The sequence below is a fragment of the Mesorhizobium sp. WSM4976 genome, assembly GCF_029625685.1.
Taxonomy (GTDB): Bacteria; Pseudomonadota; Alphaproteobacteria; order Rhizobiales; family Rhizobiaceae; genus Mesorhizobium.
Genome location: NZ_JARTVT010000008.1, coordinates 44196 through 67514, shown reverse-complemented (window position 1 = coordinate 67514; position 23319 = coordinate 44196). Strand labels below are relative to the sequence as shown.

At 64.3% G+C, this 23319-nt stretch carries 22 protein-coding genes; 9 read left to right on the top strand and 13 right to left on the bottom strand.

Annotation, left to right across the window (positions count from 1 at the left end; translation table 11 throughout):
- Nucleotides 1–33: 33 nt before the first annotated feature.
- The 5 genes from P9272_RS11655 to P9272_RS11635 form a co-directional block, all read right to left on the bottom strand.
- Nucleotides 34–843 carry an oxaloacetate decarboxylase gene (locus P9272_RS11655; RefSeq protein ID WP_278160656.1) on the bottom strand — a complete coding sequence of 270 codons (810 nt, stop codon included), beginning with the start codon at nt 841–843 and terminating at the stop codon, nt 34–36.
- A gap of 79 nt (nt 844–922) precedes the next feature.
- Complete coding sequence (locus P9272_RS11650; RefSeq protein ID WP_278160655.1) at nt 923–1777, bottom strand: hypothetical protein; 855 nt, start codon at nt 1775–1777, stop codon at nt 923–925.
- A gap of 60 nt (nt 1778–1837) precedes the next feature.
- Nucleotides 1838–2497, bottom strand: coding sequence for an HAD family phosphatase (locus tag P9272_RS11645; protein WP_278160654.1), 660 nt, complete (start codon nt 2495–2497; stop codon nt 1838–1840).
- Entirely contained in the window at nt 2497–2982 is a 486-nt protein-coding gene (dut, locus tag P9272_RS11640; protein WP_278160653.1) for a dUTP diphosphatase, read from the bottom strand. Before dut ends, P9272_RS11645 begins: the two co-directional genes overlap by 1 nt.
- 321 nt (nt 2983–3303) lie before the next feature.
- Complete coding sequence (locus P9272_RS11635) at nt 3304–3774, bottom strand: Lrp/AsnC family transcriptional regulator (RefSeq protein ID WP_278160652.1); 471 nt, start codon at nt 3772–3774, stop codon at nt 3304–3306.
- A gap of 116 nt (nt 3775–3890) precedes the next feature.
- On the opposite strand from P9272_RS11635, the gene P9272_RS11630 reads away from it, so the two are divergent.
- Both P9272_RS11630 and P9272_RS11625 read left to right on the top strand, forming a co-directional pair.
- On the top strand, nt 3891–4145 hold the full coding sequence (locus P9272_RS11630; protein ID WP_278160651.1) for a DUF6356 family protein: 255 nt from the start codon (nt 3891–3893) through the stop codon (nt 4143–4145).
- Nucleotides 4146–4160: 15 nt separating this feature from the next.
- A complete protein-coding gene (locus P9272_RS11625; RefSeq protein WP_128257028.1) occupies nt 4161–4961 on the top strand; it encodes a class II glutamine amidotransferase in 801 nt (266 codons plus the stop codon).
- 27 nt (nt 4962–4988) lie between these two features.
- On the opposite strand, the gene P9272_RS11620 is transcribed toward P9272_RS11625, so the two are convergent.
- Complete coding sequence (locus P9272_RS11620; RefSeq protein ID WP_278160650.1) at nt 4989–6062, bottom strand: FAD-binding oxidoreductase; 1074 nt, start codon at nt 6060–6062, stop codon at nt 4989–4991.
- A 139-nt stretch (nt 6063–6201) separates the two neighbouring features.
- On the opposite strand from P9272_RS11620, the gene P9272_RS11615 reads away from it, so the two are divergent.
- Nucleotides 6202–7794, top strand: a complete 1593-nt coding sequence (locus P9272_RS11615; RefSeq protein WP_278160648.1) for a peptide chain release factor 3 — start codon at nt 6202–6204, stop codon at nt 7792–7794.
- Between the two features lie 84 nt (nt 7795–7878).
- Here P9272_RS11615 and P9272_RS11610 read toward each other — a convergent pair whose 3' ends face one another.
- Nucleotides 7879–8346 (bottom strand): VOC family protein, encoded by a 468-nt coding sequence (locus tag P9272_RS11610; protein ID WP_278160646.1) that lies wholly within the window; start codon nt 8344–8346, stop codon nt 7879–7881.
- A gap of 252 nt (nt 8347–8598) precedes the next feature.
- Between P9272_RS11610 and ilvD the strand changes: the two genes are divergently transcribed.
- On the top strand, nt 8599–10443 hold the full coding sequence (gene ilvD, locus P9272_RS11605) for a dihydroxy-acid dehydratase (protein WP_128257024.1): 1845 nt from the start codon (nt 8599–8601) through the stop codon (nt 10441–10443).
- Between the two features lie 42 nt (nt 10444–10485).
- Here the strand turns inward: ilvD and P9272_RS11600 are convergent, their stop codons facing one another.
- The gene (locus P9272_RS11600; protein WP_278160645.1) at nt 10486–12240 is read right to left on the bottom strand and encodes an ABC transporter ATP-binding protein; all 1755 of its coding nucleotides are present in this window, start codon (nt 12238–12240) and stop codon (nt 10486–10488) included.
- 174 nt (nt 12241–12414) lie between these two features.
- Between P9272_RS11600 and P9272_RS11595 the strand changes: the two genes are divergently transcribed.
- A complete protein-coding gene (locus P9272_RS11595) occupies nt 12415–13695 on the top strand; it encodes an amidohydrolase family protein (protein ID WP_128257022.1) in 1281 nt (426 codons plus the stop codon).
- Nucleotides 13696–13772: 77 nt separating this feature from the next.
- Nucleotides 13773–14696 carry a DMT family transporter gene (locus P9272_RS11590; RefSeq protein ID WP_278160644.1) on the top strand — a complete coding sequence of 308 codons (924 nt, stop codon included), beginning with the start codon at nt 13773–13775 and terminating at the stop codon, nt 14694–14696.
- Between the two features lie 73 nt (nt 14697–14769).
- On the opposite strand, the gene P9272_RS11585 is transcribed toward P9272_RS11590, so the two are convergent.
- Complete coding sequence (locus P9272_RS11585) at nt 14770–15669, bottom strand: phosphotransferase family protein (RefSeq protein WP_278160643.1); 900 nt, start codon at nt 15667–15669, stop codon at nt 14770–14772.
- Nucleotides 15670–15770: 101 nt separating this feature from the next.
- Between P9272_RS11585 and P9272_RS11580 the strand changes: the two genes are divergently transcribed.
- Nucleotides 15771–16403, top strand: coding sequence for a class I SAM-dependent methyltransferase (locus P9272_RS11580; RefSeq protein ID WP_128257019.1), 633 nt, complete (start codon nt 15771–15773; stop codon nt 16401–16403).
- Nucleotides 16404–16415: 12 nt separating this feature from the next.
- Here the strand turns inward: P9272_RS11580 and P9272_RS11575 are convergent, their stop codons facing one another.
- Together P9272_RS11575 and P9272_RS11570 are read right to left on the bottom strand one after the other, a co-directional pair.
- Nucleotides 16416–18869: an FAD-dependent oxidoreductase gene (locus P9272_RS11575; protein WP_278160642.1), complete on the bottom strand. Its 2454-nt coding sequence runs from the start codon at nt 18867–18869 to the stop codon at nt 16416–16418.
- A complete protein-coding gene (locus P9272_RS11570; protein WP_278160641.1) occupies nt 18866–19750 on the bottom strand; it encodes a phosphotransferase family protein in 885 nt (294 codons plus the stop codon). Before P9272_RS11570 ends, P9272_RS11575 begins: the two co-directional genes overlap by 4 nt.
- Nucleotides 19751–20139: 389 nt before the next feature.
- Between P9272_RS11570 and P9272_RS11565 the strand changes: the two genes are divergently transcribed.
- Complete coding sequence (locus P9272_RS11565) at nt 20140–20901, top strand: DeoR/GlpR family DNA-binding transcription regulator (RefSeq protein ID WP_278160640.1); 762 nt, start codon at nt 20140–20142, stop codon at nt 20899–20901.
- Between the two features lie 26 nt (nt 20902–20927).
- Here P9272_RS11565 and P9272_RS11560 read toward each other — a convergent pair whose 3' ends face one another.
- Both P9272_RS11560 and P9272_RS11555 read right to left on the bottom strand, forming a co-directional pair.
- Nucleotides 20928–21824: an NAD(P)/FAD-dependent oxidoreductase gene (locus tag P9272_RS11560; RefSeq protein ID WP_278160639.1), complete on the bottom strand. Its 897-nt coding sequence runs from the start codon at nt 21822–21824 to the stop codon at nt 20928–20930.
- Nucleotides 21814–22263 carry an Rrf2 family transcriptional regulator gene (locus tag P9272_RS11555; RefSeq protein WP_278160638.1) on the bottom strand — a complete coding sequence of 150 codons (450 nt, stop codon included), beginning with the start codon at nt 22261–22263 and terminating at the stop codon, nt 21814–21816. The genes P9272_RS11560 and P9272_RS11555 overlap by 11 nt, the downstream gene beginning before the upstream one ends.
- A gap of 88 nt (nt 22264–22351) precedes the next feature.
- Between P9272_RS11555 and P9272_RS11550 the strand changes: the two genes are divergently transcribed.
- A complete protein-coding gene (locus P9272_RS11550; RefSeq protein WP_128257013.1) occupies nt 22352–23257 on the top strand; it encodes a LysR substrate-binding domain-containing protein in 906 nt (301 codons plus the stop codon).
- The last annotated feature ends 62 nt before the right edge of the window (nt 23258–23319 follow it).

Sequence of the window (23319 nt, the reverse complement as noted above, 5' to 3'; positions counted from 1 at the left end):
CGGAAAACCGCCCACACTTTTCCTGGAACTGTTCTAGTCCTGCTCCTTGCCCTCCCGGAACAGCGCCTGCAGCTTGCCGAACGGCATCGCCGCCCTGGTGAAGCCGAAAGTGCCGTCCTGCTGGATCTCGCGCGCCGCCGTCTCCAGCATGCCGTAGGCGAAATTGGTCAGCCATGGGCCGAGAGAAATGCGTTTGACGCCTGCCATGGCGAGGTCGGCTACGGTGAAGCCCGGACGGGCCATCACATTGACCGGCCGGCTCACCGACGAGCAGATGGTGCGCACCATTTCAACGTCGCTGATCCCCGGCGCATAAAGCACGTCGGCGCCGGCCTTCTCGAAGGCTTGCAGCCGCTTGATCGTGTCGTCGAGGTCGGTCTTGCCCCAAAGGAAATTCTCAGCCCGCGCGGTGAAGACGAAATCATGCTTGAGCGCCCGGGCCGCCTCGACGGCGGCCGCGACGCGTTCGGCCGCGAGCGAGAAATCGTAGATCGGGTTCGCGGGGTCGCCGGTATGATCCTCGATCGAGCAGCCGGCGAGCCCGGCGGCTTCCGCCGCGAAGATTGTTTCGGCGGCCTGCTCGGGGCTGTCCCCTTTGCCGCGTTCGAGGTCGGCTGAAACCGGCAGGTCGGTTGCCGCCGTCACTTCGCGGCAATGATGGATCATGGCCTCGAAAGTCACGGCGCCGTCCGGCAGGCCGCGCGAGAAGGCGAAGCCGGCGCTGGTCGTCGCCAGCGCCTTGAAACCGAAGGATGCCAGAAGCTTGGTCGTGCCTACGTCCCAAGGGTTGGGCATGACGAAAGTGGAGGCGTGCAGATCGCGGAAAATCTTGCCCTTGTCCATGGCGGATCCTCAATCATGAGCGGGGTTGTGCAGGGAAGTTATCGCGGCCGCTCGAACCGGGCAAACGAATGCGGCTGGCTCAGAACCGTTTGGCGTTTTCTGCTGACAATTTCTCGAATGCGTCGGAATTCCGAACGTATCGCGATCCGGCCTTGTCCCAATAATAGGTGACGGAAATCTCGTGCGAGACTGCCTTGGGCGCCGGCTCCTCGCAGCTTTCGCCACTGGGCTTGGTGGTGTCGGTCACGGTCACCTTGATCGCCGCATAGGTTTTTTCACCGCGGTGCGTCTGGAAGGAAAGGTCCTGCGTGCGTTTGTAGGCGCAGACATTCTCGTCGAATGTGTTGATCTGGTCGATCGGTTCGAATCGATCGTTGCGGACCAGGATCAGGATCGTGCCGACATAGCCCTGGTTCGAATTGAAATGCGTGCTCATGGTGATGAGCGCGTCGTCGCCGGCACCGACCGCGAGTTTGCCGGGATCGCGAAAGTAGGTGCTCTGGTCGGTTCCGACATTGACGGCGTCGAGCAGCTTCGGCTTGCCGGCGAGGTCGTAGAGCGCCAGCACCGCGAATCCTTCGGCGCTGTCCTGCGCCTCGCCGAGGTCGAAAAGCATCGTCAGCCGCTCCTTGCCGCCGGCCTTGATGGCCAGCACCGCAGCGTTCGGCAGATTGATGGCTTCGGGCGGCGATCCACCCTCGTCGTCGCCGAGTATGTCGCGCATCTCGATCGGCGCGCTGCCCTTGTAGAAACCGCCATCGCCGGCCTGCAGGTCAGGCACAATCATTTTGGCGAGGTCGAGATAGGTGACGTCCTGATGTCCGGGGACGGCGCTGCTTAGTTCCGGATAGCTGACTGCCTGGGCGTGTGCGGCCGTCCACATGGAAGGCAGCAGCAGGCATGCGAGCATGAGACGGGATAGAATGGAAATCATCGAAAACACCCCCAGGCCGCACGCTAGCACGGAGTCCGCAAGCGCGCAGCCAGGGCAAGATCAGCGGATCGGCACCAGCTTTGCCAGTTCCCGCATGTTGTCGAACAGGATGCCGCCAGCCGCCGCCAGGCCATCGCGGTCCGAGAACGGATCGGCGTAATAGGAGAAAACGCGCATGCCGGCGGCGATGCCGGCTTGCGTCCCCGCGACGCTGTCCTCGATGACAATGCAGTCGGCCGGCGCGAAGCCCGTGGTCCTTGCGGCATGCAGGAAGAGATCCGGGAACGGCTTGCCGCGCCCGACCATGGTCGAGGAGAACATGGCGTGCTCGAACAGCGGTAAAAGCCCGGTTTGGCCGAGCGTGATGTGCATTTTCGAGACTCGAGCCGAGGAGGCGACGCAATAGGCGATGCCGGCCGCGCGGACTGCTTCGACGAACTCGCGCACATAGGGGATCGCCTCTACGCCGTGCGAAAAAAGATCCGGCAGGCCGGCATTCCAGCGCTCGACGAAGTCGGCACCGAGCCTGACCTCGGTCGCCTCTTCGATCTCTTTCTGCACCGAGACCATGCTGCGGCCTGAAAAGTTCTTGCGGCAATATTCGAAGCTGGTCGTAAAGCCGGCGGCGCTCAGCCATTCGGCGAGACGCCGGTTGGCAAGGTTCTCGGTATCGACCAGGACCCCGTCGCAGTCGAAAATGACCAGCTTTGGAACTTGCATTAGGCGGTGCCGGTGGACCCGAAACCGCCGGCGCCGCGCGTCGTGCCGCCGGCGAGCGCCCGCTCCTCGACCCTAACCTGGGTCACGGCGGCGAAGACGATTTGGGCGATGCGCATGCCTCGCGTTACCGCGAAATCCTCATCGCCGAGATTGATCAGCAGCACTTTCACCTCGCCGCGATAGTCGCTGTCCACGGTGCCGGGCGAGTTGAGGACGGTGAGGCCATGCCTGAAGGCAAGGCCCGAGCGTGGCCGCACCTGGCCTTCCATGCCTTCCGGAATTTCCAGGACGAGCCCGGTCGGCACCAAGGCCCGCTTTCCCGGCAGGATAAGCAGCGGCCGGTCTTCCGGCACCGCGGCCCGCAAATCCATGCCGGCCGCGCCGGCGCTCTCATAGGCCGGCAGAGGCAGGCCTTCGCCATGCGGAAGCCTGACGAAACCGACGGTGGGGCCGATGACGGAGGAAGAATGGACAGCCGTGCGCATGAAATCGATCCTATCGGCGCGAGCGGCGATTCGGTCAACTCGCCCAGTATGCTATCAACGTCTTTCTTTCTGGCGTGACTATGACCTCTCCATCTAGTTTAGCGATTGGCGAAGACACTCATCGCTTCGTCATCCACGGGCGGAGCAAGGAGCGAAGCGACGCGGCGCAGACCCGAGGAATGCCGTGACCTGCGAGCGTCGCAACGGTGCGGAATTCTGCTCCGCTCCACTCCTAGGCTGAGGTCGCGGAATGGATCCCAGGTCTCCGCGACGGAGCTTCGCTCCTGCTTCGCCCAGGGATGTTGGTCTCTTTCGGTCAATCTACCGCAGTTCCAGCGGAACGACGGTGGTCTCCTTGATCTCCTCCATGACGAAGGAGGCCGAGACGTCCGACAGCGCCACCTTGGCGATCAGCCGCTGGTAGAGGCGGTCATAGGCCTTCACGTCGGCGACGCGGGCCCTCAGCACATAGTCGAGATCGCCCGACATTCGATAGACGCCGGTGATCTCGGGAAAGCCGGTCACCGCCGCGCGAAACTTCTGCAGCCAGTCCGGGTCATGATCGGAGGTCCGAACCAGGATGAAGACGGATAGGCCGAGGCCCAGCTTCTCGGCATCGACCAGCGCGACACGGCCGGTAATGATGCCGTCTTCTTCAAGCCTTTTGACGCGCCGCCAGCAGGCGTTGCGCGACAGTGCCACCCGCTCCGACAGCTGGTCGACCGAAAGCGTGCCGTCGCGCTGCAGTTCAGCCAGCAATCTTCGATCGATTGCATCGAGTTCGTGGGACATAATGGGATGAATGTCCCAAAATTATCAAATATTCAAGGACAATTTGAGATCGATGAACCTTTGCCGTGTGGCAGGTTGCCCAGAAAGCGGCGATTATCCCGGCAGGAGGGACCACCATGACGACACCGTTTACGGCACTCTTCACCGCTCACCCGGCCAAGGTCGGCGAGAGCTATTTCGGCCACATGGCCTTCGCTGCCTGGTTCTGCTCGCGCCTGTCGATGGCGGCGGGCGCAGCGCTCGTTCACGCTTTCTTGCCATTTATGTTCGAAACTACGGCCAGCCGAATCGTTCGCGAGCTCTATGAGCGCACGCACAACAGAGGTCCGCACGCGGTCAAGGAGCCTCAGGCTTTGATGGATCGCGCTTAGGAATGGTGGAACGCGATGTGCCGGTGGGCGGCCTATCTTGGTGAAGCGGTCTTCCTCGAAGACATCATCACCGCGCCCTGCCATTCGCTGATCGCCCAGAGCCACTGCGCCCAAGAAGCCAAGTCGCCGACCAATGGGGACGGCTTCGGTCTTGCCTGGTATGGGGACCGCCCCGAGCCAGGCCTTTATCGAGACATCCTGCCGGCCTGGTCAGACCCCAACCTGAAAAGCCTCTGCCGGCAGATCAAATCCGGCCTGTTCCTCGCCCATGTCCGCGCCTCGACCGGCGGCGCCACCAGCCGCATGAACTGTCATCCGTTCATTTCCGGCCGCTGGTCCTTCATGCATAACGGCCAGATCGGCGGTTTTGAAAAGATACGTCGCGCGCTGGAGAATTCGCTCTCCGACGAAGTCTTCGATCAGCGCGAGGGCACCACCGACTCCGAGCTCTTCTTCCTCCTGATGATCGATCAGGGGCTGGCGACGGACCCGCATGGCGCGGTGTCGCGGGCGACCAGCCGCGTCGTCGAAGCCTCGCGCCGCGCCGGCATCGAGCCCGCCCTGAAACTGACCGCGGCCTTTTCCGATGGCGAAACGCTCTACGCCGTGCGCCATGCCACCGACGGTCATGCGCCGACGCTCTACACCGGCGCCTTCGCCAGGCGCGCTGGTCGTTGCATCGTCTCGGAGCCTTTCGACCGCGACGGCGGTGACTGGCAGGCAATCCCGTCTTCGAGCTTCGTCACCATGACGAGGGACGGCACCAGCATCCGTCCGTTCGCGCCGGCGGCTGGGCAACTGGCTCTGGTTGGCTGAGGTTCGGCGGCGGCGGTGGTCGCTCCGTTATCGCGCAAAGCGTTCCAGTCCATAAGGCGCCAGCAGCACATCGCGCTCGCCCTGCAGGATCTCGCGGGTGGCAAACAGGCCGACGGCCGGCGCCAGCGTGATGCCCGAATGCATGACGGCGATGTAGAGGCCGCCGACGCCATCGGCTCGGCCGACGATCGGGAAGCCGTCGGCCGGCGTTGGACGGTAGCCGACGGTGTGGAAATCGAGCTCCAGTCCATCCGCGTCGCGCAAGGCTGCCTTCATCGTCACGAACAGGTCACGTGCCGCGGCTTCCGGGTCCTCGCCCGGATCGCCGCCGGCGAAATCCGAGCCGGCGATGATGCGGCCCTCGGCTGTCTGGCGCATATGCAGTCTTTCTGCGTGCACCAGCCCGTTGAGCAATTTCCTGTAGGGGCGGGAATGCACGATCAGGCCCGGCGGCGTGTCGAGCGGCAGCTTGATGCCGGCTGTCGCGGCGATGGCAGACGCGCCCGCTCCCGCCGCAACGACAATTTCGTCCGCGCCAATGGTTTCGCCCGAAACGATCGCGCCCGCGACCTTTCCGCCGGCAAGCGCCAGCCTTTCCACGTTTCCAACCACCACCTGTGCGCCTAGCCGTTCGGCGTCCGCCAGAAGCGCCTTGGAGGTCGGCACCGGCTCGGCGACGCCCTCCTCCGCGACATGGACGGCGAAATCGGGGGGCGCGACAAGGTTGGGCTCGATCTCTCCCGCCCGCTTGGCGTCGACGCGCTCGATGCCATAACCCCATGACGAGTGTTCGGCCGCATACGCCTCGAGCTTGGCCGGCGGCAGGTCGAAGCAAATGCCGCCGCACCAAGCGAGCGGCAGTCCGGTCACGTCCTTTGCCAGCCTTTTCCATTCGGCCATGGCGCGGATGCGCAGTCGGAAATAAATCTCGGGATTGCCCCAGCTGGCATTGATCCAGGCAAAGGAATTGGGTGTTGCGACACCGCCGGCGCCGCTGTCGGAAACGACCGTCACCCGCGCGCCGGCTTTCGCCAGATGCCAGGCGATCGAAGCACCGATGATCCCGGCGCCGATGACGATGACGTGTTTTTCGCTGCCCATGCTGTAGCCTCGTCCAAAGGAGCCTCTCTGATGCCATCGCGCGCCGATCATCTCAAGAGCGCCCGGATTGCCACCCATGTCGACAGGCCGGCGCCGCGCTGGTAGAAGCGCCGCCTGTCACACGGAATTCCTTGAAGATATGCCCGAAACCATACCTGAAGAGGTTGCGCGCCGCCGCACCTTCGCGATCATCGCCCACCCCGACGCCGGCAAGACCACGCTTACTGAAAAGCTGCTTCTGTTCGGCGGCGCCATCCAGCTTGCCGGCGAGGTCAAGGCCAAGAAGGACCGCATCCAGACCCGGTCCGACTGGATGAAGATCGAGCGCGAGCGCGGCATCTCTGTCGTCACGTCGGTGATGACTTTCGAGTATGACGACAACGTCTTCAACCTGCTCGACACACCCGGCCACGAGGATTTCGCGGATGATACCTACCGCACGCTGTCGGCGGTGGATTCGGCCGTCATGGTCATCGACGCCGCCAAGGGCATCGAGCCGCGCACGCTGAAACTGTTCGAGGTCTGCCGGCTGCGCGACATCCCGATCATCACCTTCGTCAACAAGATGGACCGCGAGAGCCGCGATCCGTTCGAGATATTGGATGAGATCGAGCAGAAGCTGGCGCTGGACACGGCGCCCGTCACCTGGCCGATCGGCCGAGGCAAGACGTTCTCGGGCACCTACCATTTGGCCCAGAACGCGGTGCGCAGGAGCGACGACGAGAAGGAACGCACGCCCGTCAACGGTCCGGACTCCAACCGGGTTGCGGGCTTGCTGCCGGAAAACGAGCGCAACGACTTCATCGAGGAGCTGGAGCTCGCGCGGGAAGCTTGCCGTCCGCTCGACGTCGACGCCTTCCGCGAAGGCCATCTGACGCCCGTTTATTTCGGCTCGGCGCTGCGCAATTATGGGGTTCGCGACCTGATCGAGGCGCTCGGCGCCTATGGCCCGCCGCCGCGCGCCCAGGAAGCCGACGAACGGCTGGTCGAGGCCACGGAGGAGAAGATGACCTCCTTCGTTTTCAAGATCCAGGCCAACATGGACCCTAACCATCGCGACCGCATCGCCTTCGTCCGCGTCTGCTCGGGTAAGCTGGAGCGCGGGATGAAGGCCAAGCTGGTGCGCACCGGCAAGCCGATGAGCCTGTCCGCGCCGCAGTTCTTCTTCGCCCGCACCCGCGTCACCGCCGACGAGGCCTTTGCGGGCGACGTCGTCGGCATCCCCAACCACGGCACGCTGCGCATCGGCGATACGCTGACCGAGGGCGAGGAGATCCTGTTTCGCGGCGTGCCGAACTTCGCGCCCGAAATCCTGCGTCGCGTGCGCCTCGGCGACGCCATGAAGGCCAAGAAGCTCAAGGAAGCGCTGCACCAGATGGCCGAGGAAGGCGTCGTGCAGCTGTTCTCGCCGGAGGACGGTTCGCCGGCTATCGTCGGCGTCGTCGGCGCGCTGCAGCTCGACGTGCTGAAGGAGCGGCTCAACATCGAATACACCCTGCCGGTGGATTTCGAGATGTCGCGCTTCTCCGTCTGCCGCTGGATCTCGGCCGACGACAAGGCGGAGGTACAGCGTTTCATCGATTCGCATCGCGGCGACATAGCCCGCGACCTCGACAACGATCCCGTGTTTCTGGCCCAGCACGCCTTCTCGCTGAATTACGAGGCCGAGCGCTGGAAGGCGATCCGCTTCACCGCGGTCAAGGATTACCAGGTCCGCGACAAGGCGGCATAGGCGCGGCCTTCCCTTCTCCCCGTTCAACGGGGAGAAGGTGCCCAAGAGGCGGATGAGGGGCGGCGCTGGCGCTGAAAGCCTCGCTCACGCTCGGGCGGCTTCCTCGATCTTGGCGATATCGATCTTGCCCATCTGCATCATCGCCGACATCACGCGGCCGGCCTTGGCCCTGTCCGGATCCAGAAGCAGTTTCGGCAGCTGGTCCGGCACGACCTGCCAGGAGACGCCGAACTTGTCTTTCAGCCAGCTGCACTGGCCGGGCTCGCCGCCCTCGGTGAGCTTCTCCCAGAAATAGTCGACCTCTTCCTGCGTCTTGCAGTCGATCGACTGCGACATCGCTTCGTTGAACTTGAAGTACGGACCGCCATTGAGGGCCTGGAACGGCACGCCGTCGAGCTCGAACGTGGTCATCAGCACCTTGCCCTCATTGGCGTGACCCTTGGGCCAACGCAGAACGCTCAGCACCTTCGAATTCTTGAAGATGGAGACGTAGTGATTCATCGCCTCTTCGGCCTGGCCGTCGAACCACAGGCAGGTGGTGATCTTTTGCATGTCATGCTCCTCGGACTTGTTCGGGTTGGTTCCATCTTCAACGGCGGGTCGGCGGCTTGTGCCGTTCCTACCGTCTGCCTCAAGGACGGATAGATAAGGCGCGATCCGACAGCGATTTCGCATTCTCCTGAAGAATCCTGGCGCAGCGCAAAATTGTGGCAAGGCCAGATCATGGTCGCTATAACCGCTGCCGACTAAAATTTGAGCGCCGCCCGCCGCGCATCGGCGTGGCCAGCCAGCAAGGACAATCGAATGCCTGCCTATCGTTCCCGCACCACCACCCATGGCCGCAACATGGCCGGCGCCCGCGGCCTGTGGCGCGCCACCGGCATGAAGGACAGTGATTTCGGCAAGCCGATCATCGCCGTGGTCAATTCCTTCACCCAATTCGTGCCGGGCCATGTCCATCTGAAGGACCTCGGCCAGTTGGTCGCGCGCGAGATCGAGAAGGCCGGCGGCGTCGCCAAGGAGTTCAACACCATCGCCGTCGACGACGGCATCGCCATGGGCCATGACGGCATGCTCTATTCCCTGCCGTCGCGCGAGCTGATCGCCGATTCCGTCGAATACATGGTCAACGCGCATTGCGCAGACGCCATGGTCTGCATCTCCAATTGCGACAAGATCACTCCCGGCATGCTGATGGCCTCGCTGCGTCTCAACATCCCGACCGTCTTCGTCTCCGGGGGTCCGATGGAGGCCGGCAAGGTTGTGCTGGCCGGCAAGGCGCAGGCGCTCGACCTGGTCGATGCCATGGTCGCCGCCGCCGACGACAAGATCTCCGACGAGGACGTCAAGGTGATCGAGCGATCGGCCTGCCCGACCTGCGGCTCCTGCTCGGGCATGTTCACCGCCAATTCGATGAACTGCCTGACCGAGGCGCTGGGCCTGTCGCTGCCGGGCAACGGTTCTACGCTTGCAACCCACGCCGACCGCAAGCGCCTGTTCGTCGAGGCCGGCCACCTTGCCGTCGATCTCGCCCAGCGCTACTACGAGCAGGACGACGAAAGCGCCCTGCCGCGCAGCATCGCTTCCAAGGGTGCCTTCGAGAATGCCATGGCGCTCGATATCGCCATGGGCGGCTCGACCAACACGGTGCTGCACATCCTCGCCGCCGCCCATGAGGGCGAGGTCGACTTCACCATGGAGGACATCGACCGGCTGTCGCGCAAGGTGCCGGTGCTCTGCAAGGTGGCGCCGGCCAAGTCCGACGTCCATATGGAAGATGTCCATCGCGCCGGCGGCATCATGGCTATCCTCGGCCAGCTCGACCAGGCCGGCCTGATCAATCGCGACCTGCCGACTGTGCACACGGCAACGCTTGGCGAAGCGCTCGACCATTGGGACATCGCCCGCACTTCGGCCGAGAATGTCCGCGACTTCTTCCGCGCCGCCCCCGGTGGCGTGCCGACCCAGGTCGCCTTCAGCCAGGACCGCCGCTGGGACGACCTCGATCTCGACCGCGAAAAGGGCGTGATCCGCTCGGCAAAGACGCCCTTCTCGAAGGATGGCGGCCTTGCCGTGCTCAAGGGCAATCTGGCGCTCGACGGCTGCATCGTGAAGACCGCCGGCGTCGACGAGTCGATCCTGAAATTCACCGGCCCGGCCCGCGTCTTCGAAAGCCAGGATGCCTCTGTCAAGGCGATCCTCGGCAACGAGATCAAGGCCGGCGATATCGTCGTCATCCGCTATGAAGGACCGCGTGGGGGCCCTGGCATGCAGGAGATGCTCTACCCGACCAGCTACCTGAAGTCGAAGGGCCTCGGCAAAGCCTGCGCTTTGATCACCGACGGCCGCTTCTCCGGCGGCACGTCGGGTCTGTCTATCGGCCATGTCTCACCGGAAGCCGCCGAGGGCGGCGCCATTGGCCTGGTCCAGGAAGGCGATACGATCGAGATCGACATCCCGAATCGCACCATTCGCCTCGCCGTCAGCGACGCCGAGCTCGAAGCGCGGCGCACGGCGATGAATGGCAAGGGCGCCGACGCCTGGAAGCCGGCCGAAAAGCGCAAGCGCAAGGTGACGACCGCGCTCCGCGCCTACGCAGCCTTCGCCACTAGCGCCGACAAGGGCGCTGTCAGGAAAGTGCCGGAGTAAGTTGGGCTCCACTTCCCCCACAAGGGGGAAGGAAAAGGCACCCTACGGCATCAGCTGATACTCGTAGAGTTTCTGGTAGAGCCCGCCCTGCTTGAGCAGCGTCTTGTGCGGGCCGCTTTCCAGCACCTTGCCCTTTTCCAGGACCACGATCGTGTCGGCCTGGTGCACGGTCGACAGCCGGTGCGCGATGACGATCGTCGTGCGTCCGACCGTCAGTTGCTGCAGCGCGTCGCGGAACAGCGCTTCCGATTCGGCGTCGAGTGCGCTGGTTGCTTCGTCGAGCAACAGGATCTCGGCATTGCGCAGCATGGCGCGCGCGATCGAGATGCGCTGGCGCTGGCCGCCGGATAAAAGTGAGCCGTTCTCGCCCACCTCCGTCTCGTAGCCCTTGGCCGTGGCGCTGATGAAATCATGCGCATTGGCGGCCTTGGCGGCGGCGATCACTTCTTCATCGGTCGCATCCTCCCGGCCGAGGCGGATATTATGCATGATCGTGCCGGCGAACAGGAACGTGTCCTGGCTGACATAGGCGATCTTCTTCCTGAGCGAATCGAGCGTCGCGAAGGAGATATTCTGGCCGTCGAACATAACCTTGCCGGTCTGCGGGTCATACATGCGCATGATCAGGTTCAGGATCGTCGACTTGCCGCTGCCGGACGGGCCGACCAGCGCCGTCATCTTGCCGGCCTTGAGCGTCAGGCTGAAGTCCTCGAACACCGGCGGGCTTTCCGGATAGGCGAAGCTGACATTGTCGAAGCGGATTTCGCCCGGTCCAGGTTGCAACGGCCTCGCGCCGGGCTTTTCCGCGAGCGTCAGCGGCCGGTCTGCGAGCTGGAACATCATGCGCACGCCGACAATGCCGGTCTCGAGCGAGATGCGTACCCTGGCCAGCCGTTTTGCCGGCTCATAAGCGAGTAGCAGCGATGCGATGAAGGCCATGATGTTGCCCGGCATCTGCCCACCCTGCAGCACAAGGAATCCGCTGATAAACACCGCGCCGGCGATTGCCAGGCCGGCAATGGTTTCCATCACCGGGCTGGTGGCGGCCTCCAGCGTGGCGATGTTGTTGGCGCGGTTCTCGACGTCCGAGACGGCTTGGTACATGCGCTTTCGCATCGCGCTTTCAAGGTTGAAGGACTTGACGACGCGTACCCCGATCGCCGTTTCCTGCATGACGTGAACGATCTGGCCAAGCGAGCGGAACTCCAGGGCAGCGATGTTGCGGACGCGCTTCAGGATGCGGTTGACGCCGTAGATCGCCACCGGCCCGACGACGAAGCAGATCAGCGACAGCGCCGGCTGTTGCCAGATCATGACTCCGACCAGGACGACTAATGTCACCAGGTCGCGCACATAGGATGTCACGACGAGATCGAGCACGCTCCGCGCCGCCTGCGCGTTGTTGGTCATGCGGGCGATCAGGTCGGCCGACGAAGTAGAATGGTAGAACTCGATGCCTTGCGCCAGGATGCGATCGTAGATCTTGCGTTGTCGGTCAGCGATGATCGCGTTGCCGACGCGGCTCATGAAATAGGCCTGGACGAAAGTGGCGAAACCCTTGAGCAGGAAGATCGCCGCAACCCCGGCCGCAATCAGATTGACGCGGTCGAGCCTTTTGTAAACAACGAATTCGTTAGTGATCTCGCGCAGGATCCAGGCGCTGGCGCCAGTCATGGCGGCCACCACCAGCATGGACAGTATGGCGGCCGCATAGCCGAATTTATGTTCGTGGAAGGATTCTTTCACGAGCCTCGTGACGAGGCGCTGGTTCTCCGTCAAGCGGAAGAAGCGAAACAACGGCCGATCCTGTGTCTGACTTGCAAGGAATTTCGGATTCGCCACGAGGGCGCGAGGCGGCTTATAGAGCGAGTTGCGGCGCGATGGAACCTTTCGGCCGCCGGGGAGAGAAAAGGCTGCGCGATGCTGTCTTTTCGGCCACGATGATTGCCAGGTTTTGCGAGGGTACGACAGATGGATTTCGACCTCATCGTGCGCGGCGGCACGCTGCCGGATGGCAGGGTTGCCGATATCGGCATCGCCGGCGAAACCATCCGGGCCATAGAACCGAACCTGCCAGGGGCCTCGCCGATGGAGATCGACGCCCGCGACAATCTTGTTTCGCCGCCCTTCGTCGATCCGCATTTCCACATGGACGCAACGCTGTCCTACGGCATTCCGCGAATCAATACGTCTGGCACGCTGCTCGAGGGCATCGCGCTTTGGGGCGAGCTGAAGCCGCTTCTGACGCATGAGGCCGTGCGCGAGCGCGCGCTCGCCTATTGCGACTGGGCGGTGTCGATGGGGCTGCTCGCCATCCGCAGCCATGTCGATGTCTGCGACGACCGGCTGCTCGCGGTGGAAGCCCTGCTCGACGTCAAGAAAGCCGTCGCGCCGTATATCGACCTGCAGCTGGTGGCGTTTCCGCAGGATGGCCTCTATCGCTCGCCGACAGCGCTCAGGAACACGGTCCGGGCCCTCGACATGGGCGTCGACATCGTCGGCGGCATTCCGCATTTCGAGCGCACCATGGCCGACGGCACCCGGTCGGTCACCGAGCTTTGCGAGATCGCGGAGAAACGCGGCCTGATGGTCGACATGCACTGCGATGAGACCGACGATCCGCTGTCGCGCCATATCGAGCAGCTCGCTTGTGAAACGCAGCGCCTCGGCCTGCAGGGCAGGGTGGCCGGCTCCCACCTCACCTCCATGCATTCGATGGACAATTACTACGTCTCGAAGCTCCTGCCGCTCATCGCCGAGGCCGGTGTTTCAGCCATCCCCAACCCGCTGATCAACATCATGCTGCAGGGGCGTCATGACACTTTCCCGAAGCGGCGCGGCCTCACCCGTGTGAAGGAGATGCTGGCGCTCGGCATCCGCGTCGGCTGGGGCCAGGATTGCGTGCTTGACCCCTGGTATTCGTTGGGAACGGCCGACATGCTCGACGTTGCCTTCATGGGTCTGCATGTCGCGCAGATGTCGAGCCCGGCCGACATGGCGCGCTGCTTCGACATGGTCACCAACGTCAATGCCGCCATCATGGGGCTGGACCATCTCGGCCTCGCCGTCGGCAAGCGCGCCAGCCTTGTCGTGCTCGATGCCGGCAGCGCCATCGAGGCCGTTCGCCTGCGCCCGGAACGCCTCTGTGTCATCGCCAGGGGCAAGGTCGTGGCGGAGCGGACCAGACAGGAAACACGGTTATCGATCCCCGGACGGCCCGCGCAGGTGAACAGGCGCCACAAGGCCGGTTAGCCGATTCCCGTCCCTGGTCTTGTCGATTTCCCTCGATTCCTCTCGTCAAACCGGCTGCTTGGGGCTAGGGAGCCGGCATGGCCAAGTCCGTTGCGCGCAATTTTAACATCAGGAATATGCTGCTCGCCGGCATCCTCTTGATGCTGGCGGGCGACTTCATGTTCGCGCTGAACGATGCGATGGGCAAATGGCTGGTCGCTTCCTTCTCGGTCGGCCAGGTGGTGCTGATCCGCTCGATCGGTGCCTTCGCCGTACTCGGCCCGATGATCGCCAGCCAGGGCGCGGGCAGGCTGTTCCAGATGGAAAGGCCGGTTTTGCAGCTCCTGCGCGTGGTGGCGACGACGCTCGACACCGGGCTTTTCTACGCTGCCGTGGTCTATCTGCCGCTCGCCGACGTTATGAGCTTCTACATGGCGGGGCCTATTTATGTCGCCGCGCTCTCGCACCTGCTGCTCGGTGAAAGGGTGGGCTGGCGCCGCTGGCTGGCGATCCTGGTTGGCTTCTGCGGCGTGCTGATCATCCTGAAGCCCTCCTCGGCAGCTTTCTCGCTCTCGTCAGCGTTCGCGCTCGTGGGCAGCATCGCCTTCGGCTTCGCCATCATCTTCGGCCGCCTCCTGCGCGGCACCAGCGACACCACCTTGGTCACCTGGCAGACCATCGGCACGCTCGTTGTCGGCGGGGCGCTCACCATCGGCGCTTGGCGCACGCCGTCGGCGCTCGATTTCGGCGCCATGCTCTTGCTCGGCGTCGTTTCTTGCGCGGCTCATCTGATGATCACCCGGGCGCTTAAGCTGGCACCGGCCTCGACGCTTGCGCCGCTGCATTACAGCCTCCTCCTCTGGGCAGTGATCTTCGGTTTGGTGTTTTTCGGCGATATGCCAAGCCCGCGTATTCTGGCCGGCTCGGCGATCGTCGTGCTTGCCGGCATCTTCATCTTCCACCGTCAGAAGGTGGTGGAAGCCGTGGTGCCGCCCGAGAACGTGCCGAAGGGCGTCAATTAGGCAATTCCAGGGAAGCATGAATGGTTAGGCTCGGCGTTTGCCGTGCCCCTCGGTCCGGAATTGCGTCAAGAGGTCAGCCAGCGCGCACAGCGGCGATGTGTCGCGAAAACTCCGCCGTCTCCATCAGCGCCTTGCAGCGGCCGAAGCGGCCGTCGGCATAGGCGCGGAAATCGTCGGCCGGGTTGTCGTTGGCGAGCTGGATCAACCCCCACAATGTCCACAAAAGATCGCACATCGCCTTGTAGATGACGACGCGGCCGCGCTCGACCGGCCGCGCCTCGCCGCCGAAATAGGCGCGCATCAGTTCCTCGTCCTGGCCCTCATCGAACTTGCCCTCGACCGAGAGGTCGCCGAGATCCCACAGCGGATCGTTCATGCCGGAATATTCCCAGTCGACGATCCACATCCGCTCGCCCGTATCGAGGAAGTTCTCGCAAAGCGGATCGCAATGACAGGCGGTAAGCGGGATGGCGTGCGCGGCAAGCGCCGCTCGCACCGCACCCGCCTCGCGCACCACGTCGTGATAGCCGGCGGGCAGCGCCACGTCCTTGGTCGACAGGACCTTGAGATAATCGTCGATCATCGCGAACGGCTCGAAGCGGAAGGGAAACACCGCACCCGAGGAGTGGAGCTTTCGGAAGGCCTGGCCAGCCCGCGCCGGGCTGCCCGGCCGCGCCTTGAATTTCTCCGGCGACATCGTCTCGGCGTCGGCGATGAAGCGCGTCGCCATCAGGCCGGACGCCGGGTCGGCATGGAGCACCTCCGGGCTGACGCCGGCCTTGGCCGCCTCGCGCGCCGCCACCGCCTCATTGGCGCGGTTGATATATTCCTCCGTGCCCTTGCCGGGGATGCGCAGGCACACATCACCCGCCCTGTAGACCCTGTTGGTCAGGCCGCCCAAGCGCTCCAGCGGTCCCTCATAGCCCGCCAGCACCGGAACGGCCGCGAGAGCCGCGCGCAGCTTGTCGGTCATGTCGCGGCCCCTTTCACGCTATTGTCGTCGCCCGGACGGTTCCACAGTTTTGGCGGCTTGGCTATGATCCTTTGCACATGAATCGGCTTCGAGGGGCGACGATGACGGACGGAAAGCACAGCGGCTCACTAAACGCGGCCTACGCGGCGAAGCGGCCGGACGAAGTCGCCGCAGTCTATGACATTTGGGCCGAGACCTACGACGCTGACATGTCGGCCGCCGGCTATCGCCATCCCACGATCTGCCTGGCGCTCCTTGCCCGCCACCTGCCGCGTGGCGCCGAGCCCTTGCTCGATGCCGGCGCCGGCACCGGCCTGATCGGCGAATGGCTGGCCATCACCGGCTATCCGAGGGTCGAGGCGCTCGACATCTCGCAAGGCATGCTGGACAAGGCCGGTGCCAAGGGCGTCTACACGGCTCTGCATCGCCTGGCGATGGGCGACACGCTACCCTTCGCCGACGCGGCCTATGCCGGCATCATTTCGGCGGGCGTCTTCACCTCGGGCCATGTCGGGGTCGAGGGCCTGGACGAGCTGATCCGCATCTGCCGTCCAGGCGGCGTCATCGTGCTGACGGTCAAGAACACGCTGTGGGATGCCGGTTTTGCGGAGCGCATCGCCGAGATGGAAGCGTGCGGCGCGATAAGCCGCCTCGAAGAGACGCGGCCCTACGCCTCGATGCCCGGCGAAACCGATCCCGTTCCGAGCCGGGGCCTGGTGTTGCGCGTCAACTGACCGGCCCGGCGGTCAAGCCTTTATCTTCGCGCCGGCCGGGTCGTACATCGCCTCGAGATGGATCTTTGCCGGCGTGCGTTCCATCGCGACCACCAGCTCGTAGTCGCCGGAGGCGAGGAACTTTTCGCCGACGCCGTCGGCATTGCGCACATAGCCATAGCCGATATTCTTCTCCACCGTGTAGCCGTAGCCGCCGCTGGTGAGGTAGCCCACCGGCTCGCCGTTGCGCAGGATCGTCTCGCGCCCGACCAGCACGACCTCCGGGTCGTCCACCGTGAAGCCGGCAAAGCATTTTGTCGGCGGCTTGCCGGTCGCTTTCTCCAGCGCCTTGCGTCCGACGAAGTCAGTGTTCCTACGAAGCTTCACCGCCCAGCCGAGGCCCGCTTCCAGCGGCGTGTCGTTCGGCGTGATGTCGGAACCCCAGGCGCGATAACCTTTTTCCAGCCGCAGCGACTCCAGCGCCCGGTAGCCGACGGGCCGAATGCCGTGTGCCCTGCCCGCCGTCATAAGCGCATCGAAAACCTCGCCGGTGGCGGCGATCGGCACATGCAGCTCCCAGCCAAGCTCGCCGACATAGGTGACGCGCAGTGCCTTTACGCTATGACCGGCAATTTGGATTTCGCGCGCATGACCGAACGGGAAGGCGGCGTTCGAGACATCGGCATCGGTCACCGCCGACAGCACGTCGCGGGCGCGTGGTCCCATCAGCGACAGCGTGCCAAACTCCTCCGTGACGTCCTTCAGCCTGGCGTCGAGGCCGGAGCCGATATGGTCGCTTATCCAGGACAGGTCATGCGTGCGGAAGCCGGTGCCGGTGACGATGTAGAACCGCTCCTCGCCAAGCCGCGACACGGTGAGGTCCGCCTCGATGCCGCCGCGCGTGTTGAGGAGCTGCGTGTAGGTCAGCCGTCCCACCGGCCTGTTGACGTCGTTGGCGCAGATCCAGTCGAGCGCCTTCAACGCGTCGCTACCAGTCAGCTCATATTTGGCGAAGGAGGACTGATCGAAGATGCCGACCTTCTCTCGCACATGCCGATGCTCGTCGCCGACCGGGCCGAACCAGTTCTGGCGGCCCATCGAATAGACGTCCTCGGCGGCTGCGCCATCCGGCGCGAACCAGTTCGGCCGCTCCCAGCCAAGCTTGGAGCCGAACACGGCGCGGTGCGTCTTCAGCCGCTCATAGAGCGGCGAGACGATGCGCGGCCGGCCGGAGAGATACTCTTCGTGCGGGAAGCCGACCGTGTAGTGCTTGCCATAGGCTTCCAGCGTTCGGTCGCGGACCCAGTCGCGGTCGCGGTGCAGGCCGGAGAAGCGCCTGATGTCGACCACCCACAGGTCGAGCGGCGCCTCGCCGTCGACCACCCATTGCGCCAGCACCCAGCCGGCGCCGCCGCCCGACGCGATGCCGAAGGCGTTGAAACCCGCGCCGACGAACATGTTCGCGCATTCAGGCGCCACGCCGAGGATGAAGTTGCCGTCCGGCGTGAAGCTCTCCGGCCCATTGATCATCTGCTTGACGCCGACATGGGCGAGGGCCGGCACGCGCGCGATTGCTTGGCTCATATGCTGTTCGAAATGATCGTAATCGTCGTCGAACAGGCGGAACTCCCAGTCGTTGGGCACGTCCCCGCCGGGAAGTCCGGTTGCCCAGGCCTGCGGGTTGGGCTCATAGCCGCCCATCACCAGCCCGCCGACCTCCTCCTTGAAATAGGTTCGGCGATCCGGGTCGCGGATCGTCGGCGCGTTGTTGGCCAGCCCTTCGATCTTCTCGGTGATGATGTACTGGTGTTTGACCGGCTGCAGCGGCACGTTGATACCGGCCATCGCGCCGACCTGCCTTGCCCACTGCCCGGCGCAGTTCACCACCTTGTCGCAGCCGATATCGCCCTTTGAAGTCCGCACCGTGGTGATGCGGCCGTCCTTGATCGTGAAGCCGGTGACGCGCACGTCCTCGAACAGTTTCGCGCCATGCATGCGCGCGCCCTTGGCGAGCGACTGAGCGATGTCTGAAGGACTTGCCTGCCCGTCGGTCGGCAGCCACGAGGCGCCGACGAGATCGCCGGTCTCCATCAGCGGCCACATGCGCTTCACTTCGGCCGGCGAAAGCAACTGCATATCCATGCCGAAGCTTTTGGCCGTGGTCGCCAGCCGCTTGAATTCCGTCCAGCGGTCTGCGTTCGTCGCCAGCCGCAGGCACCCGGTCATCTTCCAGCCGGTCGCCAGGCCGGTCTCGGCCTCGAGGCCCTTGTAGAGCTCGACCGAATATTTGAGCACGCGCGTGATCGAGGCCGACGAGCGCAGTTGCCCGACCAGGCCGGCGGCGTGCCAGGTCGAGCCCGAGGTCAGCTTGCCTTGCTCGAGCAGCACGACGTCGGCCTTGTGGTCGCGCGCCAGGTGATAGGCCGTGGAACAGCCGATGATGCCGCCGCCGATGACGACGATCCCGGCGTGGCTTGGCAAAGTCATGATCTCGTCCCGTATTTCGTCCGGTAGCTGTCCAGCGCCGCGTCGAGCCGGACGAGGTTTTCCTCGGTATAGGCGACATAATCGATGCCGGGCGCGTCGAGATAAAGCTCGGACACCATGCTCCACATCGCTTCGCGCAACAGCGAGGCGCATTGCATCGCGGCATGCGAGCGGCGGATCTCGCTGTCCGGCTCCTTCATGAAATAGGCGGTCAGGAAGGCGAAGGATTCCTCATCGCTCAGGTCGGCGTTGGAGGCGGTGCCGGCAAGGTCGAACATCGCGGTGTTGAAACCGGCATATTCGAAATCGATCAGCCACAGACGCTTGCCGTCGTCCAGGATATTGGCCGGCAAAAGATCGTTGTGGCCGAAGACGATGGGCAGCAGTTTTTGCGCCCGCTCGAGCTCGTCGGCCAGGGCTAGGTAGCGCGGCAGTTCGCCCTTCTTGCGGCTTCCGCCTTCGTCCAGCGTGCGCGCATAGTCGCGGATGACATGGAAGACCCAGAACATGAAGCCCGCGCCGGAGACATGCTTCGGCATCTCGCGATGAAACGAGCGCAGCAACGCCGCGACACGGTCAAGATTTGCCCGCACGTCTTTGGCGAGGAAGGTTCTGGCGCCCAGGAATTCCGTCACCAGTATCCCCGGCTCAGCATAGTGCACGGCCGGCGCAAAGCCAGCCGCATGCGCGGCCCGCGCCGTCATCACCTCGCGCTCGCGGAAGACATGGTGGAACGGAAAATCCTGGCCGAAGCGCACGACATGCCGCCCCGCGGCATCCGTGACGACAAAGTTGGCGTTGCTGAGGCCGCCCGGCAGCGGCTCGATCTCGATGCTGCCGTTCCAGCAGGGCAAGGCGCGGATGCGGTCTTTGGCACTCACAGTTTCGCTTTGACCTCAACCGGTCCGACGGAAAACGACGATCAGACAGAAATGAAAAAACCTCGTCGGTGCGAGACGCCAGGATCGGTATCCCGCACCGCACCGACGAGCCCCTTGGCCAGGCTTAGGATCCCGGCATCCGCCCCCGCGGATTCGATAAAAGCTCCCGCTTGGCTGTTTCCAGACGATCTGGTCGCTAGGTCGCGGCTCTGCCATCACCCTCCCGCGGCAGCTCCGAGCCCTGTCACTTGCAACCACTCTCATGCCGTGGTGGTAGGGCTGTCAATCAAAAGCTGTGACCCTTTTTGGGTGTTTTGCCCGAAAATATAAGCAACTCCTTTCAAAGCGTTGTCAAAGCCTTAAATTCGGGCAAAAACCCGGACAGGCACATGATCCATTCGAAACGGCATGCCGAAATCCTGCGGCTCCTTAAGGAGGAGGGCACGATCAGCATAGCCAGCCTTGCTGAACGTCTCGGCGTCTCGCTGGAAACGGTGCGGCGCGACGTCAAGCCACTCGCCGATGACGGGTCGGTGGTGAAGATGCATGGCGCCGTTGGCCTTGCCTCCATGGTGGGCGAGGCGCCGTTCGAGCGGCGCATGCGCGAGAATGCCGAAGCCAAGCGCCTGATCGCCAGGATGGTCGCGGCCACGATCCGCGATGGCGAAGCGATCATGCTCGACACCGGCACGACCACATCCTTCCTCGCGCGCGAGCTGTTGGGGCACCGCCGGCTGACCGTGGTCACCAATTCCTCCGACATCGCCCGCACGCTGGCGACGGTGAACGGCAACAAGGTCTATATGGCGGGTGGCGAGCTGCGCAGCGATTCAGGCGCGGCTTTCGGCATTTCGGCAATCGAGTTCGTCAGCCGCTTTTCGGTCGATCATGCGGTGATCTCGATAGGCGCGGTCGATGCCGCTGCCGGCCTGACCGACTACGAGCTGGAGGAGGCGGAGTTCGCCCGCATGGTGCTGTCGCGCGGCCAGCGCTCACTGGTCGTCACCGACCATACCAAGTTCGGCCGCCAGGGGCTGGTCAGGGTGTGCGGCTTCGACGGTTTCTCCGAGCTGGCCACCGACTTGCCGCCGCCCGACATAGCCGCCGCGCTGAGCCAGGCCGGCGCGCGCTTGGCCATCGCGACGGCCTGACTTCGCCCCAGGGGAACAGGAAGCAGCTAGCCGAACACCAAAGACTGGTGCGCCGCGACGCCGGCCATGGCGCCGCCGGACACCGCGAAGGCTATGTTGTGCATCAGGCGCGCCGCGTCTCCGGCCGCGAAGACGCCGGGCGCCGACGTCTGTTGCTTGTCGTCCACCACAATCGCTTGGCCGAGCGGGCCTTCGTTGAAGGCGCAGCCCAACTGCTCGGCGAGCGGACTTGTCATCACGTTGCGCGGCGCGGTGAACAGCGCGCGCACGCTTGCGCTGCGATTGCCGTCGAGCCTGACGACCAAGCCGCCGGAGCCGTCGTCCTCCACCTCGCTCACTTTCTCCGGCTCGAAGCGGATGTTGCGCTTCTCCAGAGCCCGCGCCTGGTCCGCGTCCGGTTCGAATAGCCCGTCGGCAAACAGCGTGACGTCGCCCCAGTCGGAGATCAGTTCGGCCTGGTGTAGCGACATCGGCCCGGTCGCCAGCACGCCGAGCAGCCCGCCGGCCACCTCGTAGCCATGGCAATAGGGACAATGCAGCACCGTCTTGCCCCACTGCGCGGCCAGTCCGGGAACGTCCGGCAGGACGTCCCGTACGCCGGTAGCGAGCACCAGCCGCGTCGCGCCGAAACCCTCGCCATCATCCATCTCGACCTCGAAGCCGGTCCCGGCAGTAGCGGCCCGCCTGGCGCAGCCCTCGATCATCGTGACAGTCGGATAGGCAAGCAGCTGTGCCCTGGCGTCGACGAGGATGTCCGACGGCGGCCGCCCGTCCTGGCCGAAGAAGCCATGCGAGTGTTCGGCGAAGCGGTTCCGCGGCCGCCCGGCGTCGATCACCAGCACCTTGCGCCGTCCCCGCGCCGCGTACATGGCCGCGGAGAGGCCGGCAAAGCTGCCGCCGACGATGATCACGTCATACTGCATGGCTGGATACTCCGATCAGGTCGTAGCGGCGGCGGAAATCGGCCGTCAGGTCGGCCAGCGTGATATGGTTGAGCCGCTCAGTGAGCAGCCTTTCCGCCTCCAGGCGAAAATCGTCGAGCACGGCGATCACCGCCTGCTCGACCAAGCATCCAGGGCTTTCCGGCTCGGTGCTGAACGGCAACAGCGTCTCGCCGAGCGCGGCGCTGATCTCGGCCAGCGAGATCTTGTCCGGCGCCCGGCCGAGCTGCCAGCCGCCACCATGGCCGCGCGACGAGATGACGATGCCCCCTTCGCGTAAGCCTGCGATGGTGCGGCGCACCACCACCGGATTGGTGTGAATGAAGCCGGCAAGCTCTTCGGAGGTCCGCACCCGGTCGGGCGCCTCGGCCATGTGGACGAGGAGATGCAGGGTCGAGGACAATCGACTGTTGCGCTTCATGTAACTTAATTAGTTACGAATCTTGGTGCCGTCAAGTTTTGGACTTGGCCCCTTCCCAGAACCGCGCGCCCCGGTGTTTAGTCCAGCCATGGCCTTCACCATCCGCCAATTGCAGTTCTTTGTCGCCGTGGCCGAGCAGGGCACCGTCTCGGGCGCAGCGCAGAATCTCTCCATCTCGCAGTCTTCGGTCACCGAGGCGATCAAGGAATTGGAGAGCGACCTCGGCGTCGAGCTCTTCGAGCGCCATCCGCGCGGCCTCAACATCACCCACAAAGGCCATCAGTTCCTGCGCCACGCGACCAAGATCCTGGCCGATGTCTCCGACGCGCGCCGTTCCTTCTCCAGCGATCAGGCTGTCGCCGGCGGCCGCCTGCAGCTCGGCGTCACTTCGCTGGTCGCCGGCTATGTGCTGTCCGATCTGCTCGCCCGCTACCGTCGCGCCTATCCCGGCGTCGAGGTTTCGGCCATTGAGGACAATGGCGACTATCTCGAGCACCTTCTGGTCGGCGGCAAGCTCGATATCGCCGTCATGGTCACGTCCAACCTTCGCGACCGCACGGCGCTGCAGTCGGAAATCCTCGAAGTCTCGGCTTACCGGCTGTGGATCCCGCTCAGCCACAGGCTCGCCAGCGCCGACATCATCTCGATCGGCGACATCGCGTCCGAGCCGCTGATCATGCTCACCGTCGACGAGATCGAGGAGAACACCGGCAAGCTGCTGTCGGCGATCGGCGCAAGACCCCATGTCGCCTTCCGCACACGTTCGGTGGAAGCGGTGCGCAGCCTGGTCGCCACCGGCGCCGGCGTGGCGCTGCTGCCCGACCTCGTATACCGGCCCTGGTCGCTGGAAGGCGACCGCATCGAATCGCGCGATATTTCCGGCTCGCTGCCGGTGGTCCAGGTCGGCACGGTCTGGCGCCGCGGCTCCGGCCTGCCGCAGGCCGCGCGCGACTTCATCGGCCTCGCCCAGTCGCAGCGCATGGTCCGCCGCTGAAGCAATTCCAGGAAATGCGTGAAACGGCCAGCCTGAACTCGTAGAGTGCCGGCACCGACCGA